The organism is Amycolatopsis sp. NBC_01286, from assembly GCF_035982555.1.
Classification (GTDB): domain Bacteria; phylum Actinomycetota; class Actinomycetes; order Mycobacteriales; family Pseudonocardiaceae; genus Amycolatopsis.
Map to the genome: position 1 here is coordinate 5,876,733 of NZ_CP108428.1, position 14,418 is coordinate 5,891,150.

General features: G+C 73.0%; 14 protein-coding genes. 10 read left to right on the forward strand and 4 right to left on the reverse strand.

Annotated elements, in window-relative coordinates:
• Positions 1-27: 27 nt before the first annotated feature.
• From OG570_RS28280 to OG570_RS28295, 4 genes are all read left to right on the forward strand, one after another.
• Complete coding sequence (locus OG570_RS28280; RefSeq protein ID WP_326952205.1) at positions 28-954, forward strand: DMT family transporter; 927 nt, start codon at positions 28-30, stop codon at positions 952-954.
• Positions 955-964: 10 nt separating this feature from the next.
• A complete protein-coding gene (locus OG570_RS28285; RefSeq protein WP_326952206.1) occupies positions 965-1,861 on the forward strand; it encodes an NAD(P)H-binding protein in 897 nt (298 codons plus the stop codon).
• The gene (locus OG570_RS28290; protein ID WP_247053642.1) at positions 1,858-2,475 is read left to right on the forward strand and encodes a CPBP family intramembrane glutamic endopeptidase; all 618 of its coding nucleotides are present in this window, start codon (positions 1,858-1,860) and stop codon (positions 2,473-2,475) included. Before OG570_RS28285 ends, OG570_RS28290 begins: the two co-directional genes overlap by 4 nt.
• Positions 2,476-2,541: 66 nt before the next feature.
• Complete coding sequence (locus OG570_RS28295; RefSeq protein WP_326952207.1) at positions 2,542-4,326, forward strand: glycoside hydrolase family 76 protein; 1,785 nt, start codon at positions 2,542-2,544, stop codon at positions 4,324-4,326.
• 49 nt (positions 4,327-4,375) lie between these two features.
• Here the strand turns inward: OG570_RS28295 and OG570_RS28300 are convergent, their stop codons facing one another.
• Positions 4,376-5,566 carry a carbohydrate-binding protein gene (locus OG570_RS28300; RefSeq protein WP_326952208.1) on the reverse strand — a complete coding sequence of 397 codons (1,191 nt, stop codon included), beginning with the start codon at positions 5,564-5,566 and terminating at the stop codon, positions 4,376-4,378.
• A 144-nt stretch (positions 5,567-5,710) separates the two neighbouring features.
• Here OG570_RS28300 and OG570_RS28305 point away from each other — a divergent pair, with 144 nt between their 5' ends.
• A complete protein-coding gene (locus OG570_RS28305) occupies positions 5,711-6,340 on the forward strand; it encodes a SecDF P1 head subdomain-containing protein (RefSeq protein WP_442788192.1) in 630 nt (209 codons plus the stop codon).
• Here OG570_RS28305 and OG570_RS28310 read toward each other — a convergent pair.
• On the reverse strand, positions 6,337-6,813 hold the full coding sequence (locus tag OG570_RS28310) for a MarR family winged helix-turn-helix transcriptional regulator (RefSeq protein ID WP_326951015.1): 477 nt from the start codon (positions 6,811-6,813) through the stop codon (positions 6,337-6,339). The genes OG570_RS28305 and OG570_RS28310 overlap by 4 nt on opposite strands.
• Before the next feature lie 82 nt (positions 6,814-6,895).
• Here OG570_RS28310 and OG570_RS28315 point away from each other — a divergent pair, with 82 nt between their 5' ends.
• The gene (locus tag OG570_RS28315; protein ID WP_326952211.1) at positions 6,896-7,537 is read left to right on the forward strand and encodes an FMN-dependent NADH-azoreductase; all 642 of its coding nucleotides are present in this window, start codon (positions 6,896-6,898) and stop codon (positions 7,535-7,537) included.
• Positions 7,538-7,587: 50 nt separating this feature from the next.
• On the opposite strand, the gene OG570_RS28320 is transcribed toward OG570_RS28315, so the two are convergent.
• The gene (locus OG570_RS28320) at positions 7,588-8,307 is read right to left on the reverse strand and encodes a M24 family metallopeptidase (protein WP_326952212.1); all 720 of its coding nucleotides are present in this window, start codon (positions 8,305-8,307) and stop codon (positions 7,588-7,590) included.
• Between the two features lie 191 nt (positions 8,308-8,498).
• On the opposite strand from OG570_RS28320, the gene OG570_RS28325 reads away from it, so the two are divergent.
• From OG570_RS28325 to OG570_RS28340, 4 genes are all read left to right on the forward strand, one after another.
• Complete coding sequence (locus OG570_RS28325; protein WP_326951012.1) at positions 8,499-8,708, forward strand: TOBE domain-containing protein; 210 nt, start codon at positions 8,499-8,501, stop codon at positions 8,706-8,708.
• Positions 8,709-8,789: 81 nt separating this feature from the next.
• Positions 8,790-9,296 carry an ATP-binding protein gene (locus tag OG570_RS28330; protein ID WP_326951011.1) on the forward strand — a complete coding sequence of 169 codons (507 nt, stop codon included), beginning with the start codon at positions 8,790-8,792 and terminating at the stop codon, positions 9,294-9,296.
• A 53-nt stretch (positions 9,297-9,349) separates the two neighbouring features.
• Positions 9,350-10,315, forward strand: coding sequence for a GlxA family transcriptional regulator (locus OG570_RS28335; protein WP_326952213.1), 966 nt, complete (start codon positions 9,350-9,352; stop codon positions 10,313-10,315).
• A gap of 63 nt (positions 10,316-10,378) precedes the next feature.
• Positions 10,379-11,005 carry a helix-turn-helix transcriptional regulator gene (locus tag OG570_RS28340; RefSeq protein WP_326951009.1) on the forward strand — a complete coding sequence of 209 codons (627 nt, stop codon included), beginning with the start codon at positions 10,379-10,381 and terminating at the stop codon, positions 11,003-11,005.
• On the opposite strand, the gene OG570_RS28345 is transcribed toward OG570_RS28340, so the two are convergent.
• Positions 10,986-14,408, reverse strand: a complete 3,423-nt coding sequence (locus OG570_RS28345) for an indolepyruvate ferredoxin oxidoreductase family protein (protein ID WP_442788193.1) — start codon at positions 14,406-14,408, stop codon at positions 10,986-10,988. The two genes, OG570_RS28340 and OG570_RS28345, sit on opposite strands and share 20 nt — an antisense overlap.
• Between the last annotated feature and the right edge of the window lie 10 nt (positions 14,409-14,418).

The following is a 14,418-nucleotide window of genomic DNA, read 5'->3' on the forward strand; positions in this document are numbered from 1 at the left end:
GACAGTCGAGACGCCCACGCTGGAGGGGTGACCACGACCGCGCCCCGCCCCGTCAAGACGACCTTCACCCAGCGCGTCGACCCCCGCCTGCTCGCGGCGCTCGGCAGCTTCTGCATCGCGCTGTCGTCGGTCTTCATCAAGGTCTCGCACACCAGCGGCGCCACCAGCGCGTTCTGGCGGTGCCTGCTCTCGCTGCCGGTGCTGTTCGCGCTGGCCTGGTGGGAGCGGCGCAAGGCGGGCCCCGAGACCCGCCGCCGGGTGCTCTTCCCGCTGCTGGCCGGGGCCGGGCTCGGCCTGGACTTCGTGCTCTGGGGCGAGGCGATCCCGCGCGTCGGCGCCGGCATCGCGACGGTCCTGCTCGCGGTGCAGGTCGTGATCGTGCCCGTGCTGGCGTTCGCGTTCCTCGCCGAACGGCCGTCGAAGCGGTTCCTGGTGGCCGCGCCGGTCCTGCTCGGCGGGGTCGTGCTGGCCGGCGGCTTCGCCGGGACCGGCGCGTTCGGCCCCGACCCGGTCACCGGCGCCGTCGCGGCGCTGATCGCCGGCGCCGGGTACGCCGCCTACCTGTTCCTGATCCGGCTCAGCGGCGCCAGGGGGACGCAGTCGCACTCGCTTCTCCTGGCGACGCTCTCCGCCTGCGCCGTCGCCTTGGTGCTCGGGCTCCCGTCCGGCACGCTCGACTTCGCGCCGGGCTGGCCCTCGTTCGGGTGGCTGATCGCGCTCGCGCTCGTCGGCCAGCTCACCGGCTGGCTGCTGATCTCGGCCGCGCTGCCGCGGATGTCGGCCACCTCCGGGGCGACGCTCATGCTGCTCCAGCCGGTCGGCGCGGTGCTGCTGAGCATCGGGCTGCTCGGCGAGTCGCCCGGTGTGCTCCAGCTGGTCGGCTGCGCGGCCGTGCTCGGCGCCGTCTGCTTCGCGGGCACCGCGCGACCTGCGGGCCGGCGCCGTCGCGACTAGCGTCACCGGCATGCGAGTGCTGGTAGCGGGAGCGTCGGGGTTCGTCGGCAGCCGGTTGTGCCCGGCACTCGACGAAGCCGGGCACACCGTGCTCGCGATGACCCGCAGACCCGAGGACTACCGCGGCACCGGCGAACCCGTCCGCGGCGACGTCGCCGACGTCGGTTCCCTGCGCGACGCGCTCAAGGGCGCCGACGCCGCGTACTACCTGGTCCACTCGCTCGACAGCTCGGACTTCAAGCGCCGCGACTCCGAGGCGGCGCGCGCCTTCGCCCGGGCCGCGGCGGACGCCGGGATCGGCCGGATCGTCTACCTCGGCGGGCTCGGGGACGACGACGGCACGCTCTCGGAGCACCTCGCCAGCCGCCGCGAGGTCGAAGAGCTGCTGGGCGAGACCGGCGTGCCGGTCACCGTGCTGCGCGCCGGGATCGTGATCGGGCACGGCGGCACGTCGTGGGAGCTGACCCGCCAGCTCGTCGAGCACCTGCCGGCGATGATCACCCCGCGCTGGGTCGGCACCCGCACCCAGCCGATCGCGATCGACGACGTCGTCCGCTACCTCGTCGGCGTGCTCGACCACGCCGACGCCGCGGGCCGCGCGTTCGACATCGGCGGCCCGGACGTCCTGGCCTACCGGGAAATGCTGCAGCGCGTCGCGGCGATCGAAGGACGGCCGCTGGTGATCGTGCCCGTCCCGCTGCTCTCGCCGCGGCTCTCGTCGTACTGGCTCTCCCTGGTCACCGACATCGACGTGCAGACCGGGCGCTCGCTGATCGACTCGATGACCAACGAGGTCGTCGTCCGCGACGACAGCATCCGCAAGATCGTCGAGTTCGAGCCGATGGGCTACGACGACGCCGTGCTCCAGGCCCTCGGCGAGCGCGCGAAGAGCCGGCGGGCCGGATGAAACGACGGTTCCTGACCGCCGTGACCGCCGCCGGGACCGGACTGCTCGGCGCGTCCCTGTCCAGCCCGCCCGGGTCACTCCGCTTCTACGGCCTCACCGCGGGCGTCGCCACGACCTGGCTGGCGGGCGCGCGTGCGGCCGGGCCGGTGCGCCGGGGCCGCCGCGACGTCGTGCAACCGGTGCTGGCCGGCGCGGGCGCGTTCGGCGTGTTCTACGGCTGCGCGCTGGTGTCGCGGCACATCCCGCCGCTGCGCCGCGCGATCGCCGGCGTGCTCGACTACGCCCACCGCGGTTCGACGACGTCGGTGGTGGCGACGACGCTCCTGACCGGCGCGGCCGAAGAGGTCTTCTTCCGCGGCGCGCTCTACGACGCCGCGGGCGCGCGCCGCTCGACCGCGATCTACGTGCTGTCCACGTGCGCGACCCGCAACCCCGCGCTCGTGCTGGCGTCCGCGGTGATGGGGTCGCTGTTCGCGTGGCAGCGCCACCGCGGCGACGGCGTCCAGGCGCCGGTGCTGACGCACGTGGTCTGGTCCGCGCTGATGCTCGCGGTCATGCCGCGGCTGTTCGGCTCCCCGTCGGAGATTGTCCGGAACGAGCCAGAAGTTGTCTGAACCCTTCTGACCGGGCGCCGGATTTCCTATCCTGGAAAGAACTCCGGCGCGTGGAGAGGGATGTCGATGCGGACATTGCTCGTGCTCCTGCTCGTCCTCGGTTCCCTGTCACCCCTGTCATCGCGGCCCGCCGCGGCGGCGACGGCGGTGTGCGTGACCTCCTGCGACACGCTCGATCCATCGCGAGCCGCGCGAGAGAGCTTTCCCTTGTCCGACAAGGTGATCAACGGCCGCGTCGTGCGGCTGCACGCGTCCGACCCCGACGGCATGGCCTGGGCGAGCATCGACAACGGCGTCGCCAACGACGCCGTCTGGCTCGACCGCTCCTGGGACGGCGGCGTGAGCTGGGAAGGCCTGCTGGGCAAGGCGAGCGTCCCCGGCGGGTGGACCGGCACCCGCACGCTGATGTACAACCTCACCGACCCGGCGCACCACCGCCGTGGCCTTGTCCGGGCCTGCGGGGACGCGCAGGGCGTCGCCTGCACCGCGTGGATCTACCCGGACGTCTGCGACGCCGCGTGCGACCGGGCCGCCCCGGGCGCCGGGGACGCCCAGCCGGTCGCGCCGACGACTCTGTTCGGCCGCACGATCCGGCTCCACTTCGACGGCCGCGGCATGGCGTGGGCCGGCATCGACGCGGGCGGCGCCGGCGACGAGGTCTGGCTCGACCGGTCCTGGGACGCGGGCGCGAGCTGGCCGGACGGCTCGTCGCTGGGCCGCGTCAGCGTCGCCGCGGGCGCGACCGGTACCCGCACCACGGCGTTCGCCACGCGGGACCCGCGCGGCCGGCTGTACGGCGGTGCCGTGCGCGCGTGCGGCCGGGAAGCGACGCACGCCTCGGGCAGCTGCACGGCCTGGGCGCGCCCGGCGACGACCCGGGCCGCCGGCGCGGTGGACGCGCTGATGTGGTCCTACGAGCCCTACACCGCGTGGTGGCCGTCGAGCTGGTGGAACTCGGCGGTCGCGGTGACGGCCGTCGCGGACGCGGGCGGCTTCGACGCCGCCATGGCGCGCACCTTCGACGTCAACAAGGCCGCTTTCCCCGCCGGTGGAAGGAGTTCCGACCCGATCGAGGGCGACTTCGTCAGCCGCGCGATCGACGACAGCGCGTGGTGGGGCCTGGCCTGGATCGCTGTCTACGACCGCACGCACGACGCGCGTTACCTGACCGAAGCGACGACGATCGCCAACTACGTCAACGGGTTCTGGGACACCGGAAGCTGCGGTGGCGGGGTGTGGTGGAACCGCGAGCGGACGTACAAGAACGCCGTCACGAGCGGGTTGTACCTGCGGCTGACCGCGTCCCTGCACACGCGGCTCGCCGGCGACACCGTGTGGGGCCAGCGCGCCCGGACCGCGGGCGACTGGTACCTGAACAGCGGCCTGATCAACGCTTCCGGCTTGGTGAACGACGGCCTGACGTCCTCGTGCGCGAACAACGGCCAGACCGTCTGGACGTACAACCAGGGTCTCGGCATCGGCGGGCTGGTCGAACTCTGGCGCGCCACCGGCGTCACGTCCTATTTGGACGCCGCGAAGAGGCTGGCGGACGCGGCGATGTCCCGGCTCACCTCGGGCGGCGTGCTCGTCGAGTCCTGCGACGCCGCGAACTCCTGTGACGACAACCAAAAGCAGTTCAAGGGCATCTTCATGCGCTACTTCGGCGACCTGGCGAAGGCCACGGGCTCGGCGACCTACCGGGCCTTCGCGCAGAAGCAGGCCGACACGCTGTGGGCGAGCGATCGAGACTCGCTCGACCGGATCGGCGAGCGCTGGAGCGGGGCCACGCCGAACGCGACCGACTGGCGGACCCAGGCGTCCGGGCTCGAAGCGGTGCTTGCGGCGGGGTAGACCGGGCCGGACGCAGCGGGTGGGAAGCCACGCAGCGGCCCGGCCCGGCTCAGCAGTGGCCGAGGTCGGCCCACTGCGCGGTGAGGCCGGGCTCGGAGCCCTGCGTCCACCAGTTCGCCTGCCAGAGGTGGCTGTTGTGCTTGACCCGCTGCCCGCCGAGGTAGACGGTGCCCCAGTCCCACTCCGCCGCGCTGGAGCAGTTCGCGGGCTGGGTCGGCGTGGTCGGGGTCGTCGGTGTGGTGGGTGTCGTCGGGGTGGTCGTCGGCGGCGGGCTGGTCGGCGTGGTGCAGTTGCCGGAGCCGACCGTGTCGACGTGCGCGGTGCCCGCGCCGCGGTAGGTCGAAGCCTGCGCGACCGCGGCGGCGGGCGTGACGACCTGGTTGCCCGCGTAGTAGGTCCAGTCCACCTGCTCGGAGTAGGTGCTGGTGCCGCTCGTGTGGCCGGCCGTGTCGATGAACCACATGTTGTAGTTGATCGACATCGGCGTGCGCGGGTAGACCGGATCGCCCTGGGCGTCGGTGGTGTGGTCCGCGGTGAGGACGCCGTCGAGGTAGTACTTCACGTGCCCGCCGGAGACCTGCGTGACGATGTCGTGCCAGCCGTCGAAGCTGCGGTTCTGCGCGGTGGAGGTGCGCAGGCCGTCCCAGGACGGGCTGTTCCAGTAGGTGTACCAGGACGTCTGGTAGTTCGCGGTCGAGCCGCCCCAGCCGCCGTTGGGCAGGTACTCGGAGAAGTCGAGCTCGCTGTAGAGCGGGTCGCGGTCGTACCGCAGCGGCGAGATCGTGAAGTACGTTTCGTTGACGTGGTCGCCGTCCGTGCCGCTGGTCGGCGCGTCGGTGAACTTCACGCGGCTGGCGTAGGTGCCGTCCAGGAACCGCAGCTGGTTCTGGTACATCTCGGCGTGGGTCGTGCCGTTCGCGCTGCCGTCGGTGGACGCGTTGAGCTGCGCCACCTTTTCCCCGTTCACCGTGGGGAAACTGATGTTGCTCGTCAGCCAGCGCGCGCCGGGCACGCCCGGGCTGCCGACGTCGTTGCGGGTGGTCCAGCCGGCCGCGCCGAACGCGGAGTCGGTGGGGGAGGCGTAGTGGAAGTCGTCGAACAGGACGCCGCAGGCGGCCGCGGCTGTGGCTGGGGCGGCGGCCGGGCTGGCATCCGCGCCGTGGGCGAGCACGAGCGCGGCCGCTGTGGCCGTCGCGGCGGCGAGCGCGGCGGCGGCCTTGGCCGGTTTCCGGGGGGACATGGTGGTGTCTCTCCTCTCGGGGAGGTACCTCGAAGAGCGGACAGATTGGTCTAGACGAATTAGCCTCAGTAGAGTGCGTCTTACCATTGGTAAAGTCAAGGAGTTACCAGTGGTAAGTTTCTGATCCGGGGCCGGGACGCCACAATGACTCCCGTGCGGATCTCCCTCGCGGCGCTGGCCGTCCTCGTCACCGTCGCCGGGTGCTCGGCCCAGGTGTCCGGAAGCGCGGCGCCCTCGGGCGACGGCTTCATCGTCAAGGACGGCACGCTGCTGCACTTCCGGCCGGTCCTGACCGAGCTGCCGCCGTCACCGACGCCCGCACCGACGGGCTCGGCGCCGGACCGGCAGAGTGCCGACCCCGCCGCGCAACAGGCCGCCGCGGCCGCACTCGACTGCGCCCCGGGCAGCCCGGACCCGTTGGCCGGCCGGGACGACCCGGCGCGGCCGCTGGTCAGCTGCGACCGCGCGAAGGGCACGAAGTACGTGCTCGGCCCGGCGTTCCTGAGCGGCGCCGACGTCGGCTGGGTGGCCGCCCGCCTCGACCCGCAGTCGGGTCACCCGGTCATCGGCCTCCGGTTCACCGCGGCCGGCACCCGGACCTGGGCGGAGTGGACCGGCGGGAACGTCGGCAAGCAGGTCGCGATGGTGCTGCGGAGCCGCGTGCTCACCGCGCCGGCCGTCCAGTCCGCCATCACCGGCGGCGAAACGCAGATCTCCGGGGAGTTCACCCTGCCCGAGGCGCGGCAGCTGGCCCGCGACATCGCGGGCGATTAGCAGGGGCGGGTCGCGGCTTCCGTGCAGGCTTCCATGTTCGTCGTGTTCGTGACCTGCTGCAGCAGCGTGTAGAGCGTCTCGCGCTGCTCTTCGTCGAGGCCGCTGAACACCTCGTCCTCGACCGCGGCGAGCGCGAACTCCGCGCGGGCCAACAGTTTCGCGCCGACGTCGGTCAGCTCGACGATGTGCCGGCGGCGGTCGACGGGGGAGCGGCGGCGCTCGATCAGGTTCTCCGTCTCGAGGTCGTTGAGCAGCCCGACGACGTTCGTGCCGTCCATCTCGAGGATCTTCGCCAGGTCCTGCTGCGAGCTGCCGCCTTGGTCGCGCAGCACCGTCAGGGCGATCAGGTGCCGCGGGCGCAGCCCGAGCGGGGCCAGCACCGACTCGCTGCGCAGCCGCAGCCGGCGCGCGAGGTGGTCGAGCAGCGCGCCGCAGCGGTGGGGCGGCTGGTTGACGACCGGCAGCGAAGTCATCTGCCCAGTATATGGCCGGCCCGATGATCGGTGTGCTATTAATGATTTGTCTAACACCAACGATCTATGGACGGCGAACGACATGGCGCATCTCCTGCACATCGACTCGAGCATCACCGGCGAGGCTTCGGTGAGCCGCAGGCTCAGCGCGCGGGCCGCGGCCGCGTGGCGGGCCGCCCACCCCGACGGCACGGTGACCTACCGCGACCTGGGGGAAAACCCGGTGCCGCACATCGACGCGGCGGGCGGGACGGCCGGCCGGGTGCCGCCGGAGCACCACACGCCCGCGCAGGCGGCGGCGTGGGCGCTGACGCGGGAGATCGTCGGCGAGGTGCAGGTGGCCGACACCGTGCTGCTGGGCCTGCCGCTGTACAACTTCGGCCCGCCGAGCAGCGTCAAGGCGTGGGTCGACCACCTCATCGCCCCCGGGCTCTCGACCGACGCCGTGACGATGGCCGGCCTGCTCGGCGGCCGGGAGTTCATCGTGCTGGCCAGCCGCGGCGGCGGTTACGGCGCGGGCACGCCCCGCGCGGGCTGGGACCACGCCGAGGCGTGGCTGCCGCACGGCCTCGCGCCGACCGGCCTGGAGCCGCGGTTCATCACCGCCGAGCTGACGCTGTCGTACGTGAAGCCGGCGATGGCGGAGCTCATCCCGCTGGCCGACGCCAGCCTCGCGACGGCCGAGCGCACCATCGACGAGCTGTGGGCGACCGCGCGCGTCTGACGTGACCGGTCCTCCTCACCGGCGTCGGGGGCCGGTGAGGAGGACTCGTTTCAGGACTGCGCGGCGGCGGGCCCCAGGTCGAGGAGCTGCTCGAAGAAGCCGCCGATCTCGCGGTCGCGGTCGACGAGGTGGACCTCCAGGATCCAGTGCGACGCCTGGCCGCCGCGGTCCGGCCGGCGCATCGGCTGGTCGCTGCCGGGCGCGATGTAGGACGCGATCCTGGCGCCGTCGATCGTCTCGTGCGGGAACTGGCCGACGAGGTGCCCGGCGATCTCGCCGCCGAACTCCCAGCCCGCTTCGTGCGCCAGCTGGACCATGTGCGCGTACAGCTGCTCGCCGGTGATGTCCGGCAGCGCGTCGAAGTACGCCCGCCCGGCGTCGAACACCTTCGGCAGCGCGTCACGCAGCGCGTGCTTGACCGGGTCGTCGCCCAGCACGAACGTGCGGCCGAAGTCGGCTTCCCAGTCCTCGAAGATCGGGCCGAAGTCGGCGAAGGCGATGTCGTCCTCGCCGAGCACGCGATCCGGCGGGTTCTCGCGGTAGGGCCGCAGCGTGTTGACGCCGGCGCGGACGATCCGCTTGTGCCAGTAGCGGCGGATGCCGAGCAGGTCCCCGGCCAGGTCGCGGATCGCGTCGCTCGCGTCGGTTTCGCGGACGCCCGGCGCGAGGATCCCGCGCTCCTCGACCGCGGCGAACAGCTCGACCGCCTTCGCCTGCGCGTCCAGCAGCCGCTCGGCCCGCAGCGCTTCGTCCTCGACCACGTCACCCATGGGCCGACGGTAGCAAGTCACACCGGATTCGCGGGTGCTCCCCAGCGCGTCCCGCCGTGACGCAGCTGCGGTGATCCGGCCCGCCCCGCTGCCGCACCACTCGATCGTGCCGGGCCGCTTCCGGCGGCGTGACCTGCGGAAAGGCCGTAGCCTGACGCCGTTCACCAGCCCTGTAACCCGTTAGGACGGCCATGCGTCTCTCCACCCGCAACCAGCTCACCGGCACCGTTTCGGCCATCAAGCCCGGCGCCGTGATGTCCGTCGTGACCGTCGAGCTCGACGGCGGCCAGCAGGTCGTCGCGTCCATCACGAAGGACGCCACCGAGGAGCTGGAGCTGGCGCCGGGCAAGCCGGTGACCGTGCTCGTGAAGTCCACGGAGGTCATGCTCGGCGTCGAGTGACGTCCTCCTTACGGGTGGTTCCCGGACGGGTGGCATGATGCGTGACTCGAACAGTGGCACCCGGGCCGAGGAAGGTCAGGTTTGAGCGCGCACACCTCCCAGATGGACGACCTCCGGCTGGTCGCGCAGCCCAGCGCGCTGCCGGTCAGCGAGCTGTTCGTCCGCCTGATTCTCAGCGACTGGTCCTTGAAGCCGATGTTGGAGCAGGTCACGGCCACGGCGAGACGCCTGGTCGAGGCGGTCATCGACGCCGGCGACCCCAAGGCACCCGCCTTCGTCACCCTGCGGCTGCGGCTGACCGCCGAGGTCCTGCTGGTGGAGGTGGACGACACCCTGCCCCACCTGCCGCCACCCCAGGCCGCACCCGGCGAGCGCGTCGGCGTCGACCCGGCACCCGGCGGCGGCCGCACCACCTGGTGCGAGCTGCCGCTGCCCGGCGGGATGACCGCGAAGCAGGTGCGCCTGCCGCGCCGGGGCGATCGCCGGACGCTGGTCGACGAGCCGGTCTCCGGTGACCCGGTGACGGCGGACCCGCAGGTCCTCGAACGGCTGCTCAGCCGATTGAGCGGCTGGTCCGGCGAGGGCTGAGCACCGGCGTTCCCGCCGGGACGGTCGGCGGCGGAACTGGTGATACTGGACCGGTGAAAGCCCGTCCCGTCCTCGTCGTGCTCTACGACGGCGTCCGCCTCCTCGACGTCTCCGGTCCGCTGGAGGTGTTCGCCGAGGCCAACGAGCACGGCGGGCGGTACGAGCTGCGGACGGCGTCGCCCGGCGGCGCCGATGTCCGCGCCAACACCGGCACGCGCCTCGGTGCCGACCTCGACCTGGCGGCGGCCGACCCGCGCGGGGCGACGGTGCTGGTGCCCGGCGGCCCCGAGTGGGTCCGCACGATCGCCGACACCGAGCTGGTGGCCCAGATCCGCCGGCTCGCCGACGGCGCGAGCCGGACGGCGTCGGTGTGCGCGGGCGCGTTCGCGCTGGCCGCGGCGGGCGTCCTGGACGGCAGGCGCGCGACGACGCACTGGGACCTGACCGGCCAGCTGGCCCGCCGCTTCCCGCTGGTCCGCGTCGACGCGGACGCGATCTTCGTCAAGGACGGCCCGGTGATCACCTCGGCCGGCGTCACCTCGGGCATCGACCTGACGCTGGCGCTGGTCGAGGAGGACCTCGGCCCGGAGATCGCCCGGCTGGTGGCCAAGCACCTCGTGGTGTTCCTGCAGCGGCCGGGCGGGCAGTCGCAGTTCAGCGTCCGGCTGGAGACGGGCCGCCCGCGCAACGAGGTGCTGCGGGGCCTGCTGGACGCCGTCGCGGCGGACCCGTCGGCCCCGCACACGCTCGGCGACATGGCGGCCCACGCGGGCGTCAGCGTCCGGCACCTGACCCGGCTGTTCCGCGAGGAGCTGGGACGGACACCGGCCCGGTTCGTCGAGCAGATCCGCCTGGAGTTCGCCCAGCAGCAGCTGGAGAGCACCGTGGACCCGCTGGAGGTGGTGGCCCGCCGGTCGGGCTTCGGCTCGGTGGAGACGTTGCGGCGGGCCTTCGCGCGTGGCCTGGGCGTGACGCCGAGCGACTACCGGTCCCGGTTCCGGACCACGGGCATTTCCTGAACGTTCCGGCCGTCGTGTCCGTGCTTTCCGGTAGGGGGCATCGACGTGAGGAGGCCGGCCGTCGTGCGGATCGTGATCGCCGAGGACGACGCACTGCTGCGGGAAGGGCTCGTGCTGCTGTTGCGCAGCGCCGGGTTCGTCGTCGCCGCGGCCGTCGACCACCCCGACGACCTGCTCACCGCCGTGGGGGACGTGGCACCCGACCTGGCCGTCGTCGATGTCCGGCTGCCGCCCACCTTCACCGACGAAGGCCTGCGCGCCGCGTTGGAGGCGCGTCGCCGGGCGCCGGGGCTGGCGATCCTCGCGCTGTCGGCGTTCGTCGAGGACGGCTACGCGGGCGACCTGCTCGCCGCGGGCGGCGGCGGGGCGGGTTACCTGCTCAAGGAGCGCGTCGGGAAGGCCGACGAGTTCCTGGACGCCCTCCGCCGGGTGGCGGCCGGCGGGACGGTGCTGGACCGCGACGTCGTCGCCCTGCAACTGGACCGGCGCCGCCCCGGCGACCCGGTCACCACGCTCACGGCGCGCGAACGCGAGGTCGTCGCGCTGCTCGCCGAAGGCCATTCGGTCCCGGCGATCGGCCGCCTGCTCGGCATCGGCACGGACGCCGCGCGCCGCCACGCCGGAGACGTCAGCACGAAGCTGCGCGTCCCCGACGAGGCCCAGGCGATGCTCAGCTACCTGCGTGCGTGAGCGCCAGCACCTCGGCCTGCTTCTCCCGGTACCGCACCACATTCGCCAGCTTGACGTCCTCGTAGCCGCGCACCAGGTCCGGTAGCTCGGCCAGCGCCAGGACCTGCGCGAGGTCGACGTCCTCGGCCCGGAACGCGCGCAGCACGACGCCGCGGTACTCCTCGACCAGCTCGCGCTCGACCCGGCGGACCTCGGCGCGGCCGAACGGGTCGAACTTCGTCCCGCGCAGCCGCCGCAGCGCGTGCAGCAGCCGGAACGCCGGGCGGAACCACGGGCCGAGGCTGATCTTGCGCTTCATGCCGAGCGCGCGCAGGACCGGCGGGTGCAGCCGGAACGCGTACCGCGTGCCCGCGCCGAACTGGGCTTCGAGGTCCGCCGTGAACGCCGGGTCGAGCGAGAGCCGCGCGACCTCGTACTCGTCCTTGTAGGCCATCAGCTTGTACAGGTGCTTCGCCACGGCCTCGGTGACCGCCGTCGGCCCGTCTTCCAGGACCCGCACCTGCTCGACGTACTCCGCGTACGTCCGGGCGTACGCCGCGTCCTGGTAGGCGACCAGGTCGGGGATCCGGATGTCGAGCAGCCGGGCCAGTTCCGACCCGGGCTCGGCGTGCACCAGTGAACGCACGGCCGGCGCGGCGGGTTTCGGCGTCGCGGCGGGCGCGGGGGCGACCGCGGCGGCCAGCGCGTCCGGGTCGGCGACGAGCTGCCGGCCACGGCGGAAGGCCTGCAGGTTCGCGGCCACCGCGGTGCCGTTCAGCTCGATCGCGCGCTCGAGCGCCGCGGCGGGCAGCCCGATCACGCCGGTCTGGAAAGCCGCGCCGAGCTGCAGGACGTTCGCGAACTGGTCGTCGTCGAACAACGTCTCGGCCAGACCGCGCGCGTCGAGCGACACGGTGCGCGCCGCCGCGGCTTCCAGCGGGGCGAGGACGCTGCCGGGGCTGGGGAACGCCACCGTCGTGTCGACGACCATCCGGCCGGTCGGCACCTCGGTGGTCGACACGACCGCCGTCGTCCGGCCCGGATCGGCCACGCCCAGGTTCGTCGCGTCCGCGCCGACGAGCGCGTCGCACGCCAGGTAGAGGTCGCACTCCGCGGTCGCGAGCTTCGCGGCCTGGGCGACCGGCTCGGCCGTCACCTTCAGGTCGGACACCACGGCGCCGCCCTTCTGCGCCAGCCCGGTCTGGTCCAGCGTGCGGACGTGCCGGCCGTCGAGCACCGCGGCCGTCGCGAGGATCTGCGTCACGGTCACGACGCCGGTGCCGCCGATGCCGGTGATCCGCACGGTGAAGTCCGGCGACCCCGGCGAGGCGGGCGCGGGGACGGCGTCGGCGGTCAGCTCGCCCAGCTTGCGGTGCTGCTTGCGGCCGGTCGGCACGACGGTGACGAACGACGGGCAGTCCCCGGCCAGGCAGGAGTAGTCGACGTTGCACGACGACTGGTGGATCGTGGTCTTGCGGCCGAACTCGGTGGCCACCGGCTGTACCGACAGGCAGTTCGACTTGGTGCCGCAGTCGCCGCAGCCTTCGCAGACGCGCTCGTTGATCACCACGCGGGTCGCGGGCGTCTCCTGCTTGCCCCGCCGGCGTTTCCGCCGCTTCTCGGCCGCGCACTCCTGCTCGTGGATCAGCACGGTGACACCGCGGACGGCGGCCAGTTCCTCTTGTGTGCGCAGGATTTCGGTGCGGTCGCGGACCTCGACACCGGCGGGCAGCTTGCGGCGACGCAGGGCCCCGGGCGCGTCACTGGTGATCACGACCTGCTTCGCGCCCTCGACGAGCAGCAGCTCGGCGACCTTCTCCACCGGCAGCGCGCCGACGGCGTCCTGCCCGCCGGTCATCGCGACGGCCGAGTTGTAGAGCAGCTTGTAGGTGATGTTGACACCGGCCGCGACCGCCGCGCGCACGGCGAGGCTGCCGGAGTGGGTGAACGTGCCGTCGCCGATGTTCTGCACGAAGTGGTCGGCCTCGACGAAGGGCGCCATGCCGATCCACTGGGTGCCTTCGCCGCCCATCTGCGTCACGCCGAGGACGGTGCCGACCTGGTCGGGCTCCATGAACAGGGCCATCGTGTGGCAGCCGATGCCGCCGCCGACGAGCGTGCCCTCCGGGACCTTCGTGGACGAGTTGTGCGGGCAGCCGGAGCAGAAGTACGGCGTCCTCGCCAGCAGCGGCACGGAGATGCGCTCGCGCCGCCGGCGGCCGCGCCAGGCCTCGACCGACGGGATCTCGTGGTGCGCGGCGAGCCGCCGGGCCAAGCCGGTCGCGACGACGTCCGGGTCCAGCTCGCCCAGCTCGGTGAACAACGTGCGGCCGTCGGCGTCCTTCTTGCCGTGCACGGCGGGCGTACCGGACGTGCCGTAGAGGACTTCCTTGAGCGCGGCCTCGATGAACGACCGCTTCTCCTCGACGACGACGATCTCGTCGAGCCCGTCGGCGAACTCGCGGACGATCGACGGCTCCAGCGGGTGGATCGCGCCCAGCTTGAGGACGCGGATGCCGTGCCGGTGCAAGGCTTCCTCGTCCAGGCCGAGGATGCGCAGGGCCTGCTGGACGTCCAGGTAGGACTTCCCGGCCGAGACGATGCCGATCCGGTCGGCCGGACCGCGCGTGGTGATCCGGTTGAGACCGCTCAGGCGCAGGTACTCCATCGCCAGCGGCAGCCGCACGGTGAAGAGGCTGCGTTCCAGCGCGGCGAGGCTCGCGCCGAGCAGTTTCGACGTCGGCGCGTGCCGGTACGCCGTGGGTCCCAGGTCCGGCGCCGTCCACTGTGGACCGACCTGGGCGGTGCCGGACGCGTCGGCGACGTTCGTGACGACCTTCAGCGACGACCACAGCCCGCTGGCCCGGGACAGCTCGACCGCGTGCATCCCGAAGTCGAGGACGTCCTGCGAGTCGGCCGGGTACAGGATCGGGATGGCCAGGTCGGCCAGCGTGAGCTCGGACGCGCAGGGGATCGTCGAGGACTTGGCGTTCGGGTCGTCGCCGACCAGCGCGACCGCGCCGCCGCGGGGGTCGGTGCCGGCCAGGTTGGCGTGGCGCAGGGCATCGGACGCCCGGTCGAGACCCGGTGCCTTGCCGTACCAGTACCCGGTGACGCCGCGCTGCCCGCCGGCGCCCGCGACGAGCTGGCTGCCCATCACCGACGTCGCGGCCAGCTCTTCGTTGAGCCCGGGCCGGTGCACGACGGCGTGCTTCTCCAGCAGCGTCGCGCGGCGGCCCAGCTCGAGGTCGTACCCGGCCAGCGGCGAGCCTTCGTAACCGGAGACGAACACCGCGGGGTCGCCACCGTGGGCGCGGTCGTGGCGGACGCGGTCGAACAGCAGCCGCACCAGGGCCTGCACCCCGGTGAGGTGCACGGTTCCCGCCTCCCGCAGGTAGCGGTCCTCCAGCGTGAACGACTCCACGGCGCGGCTC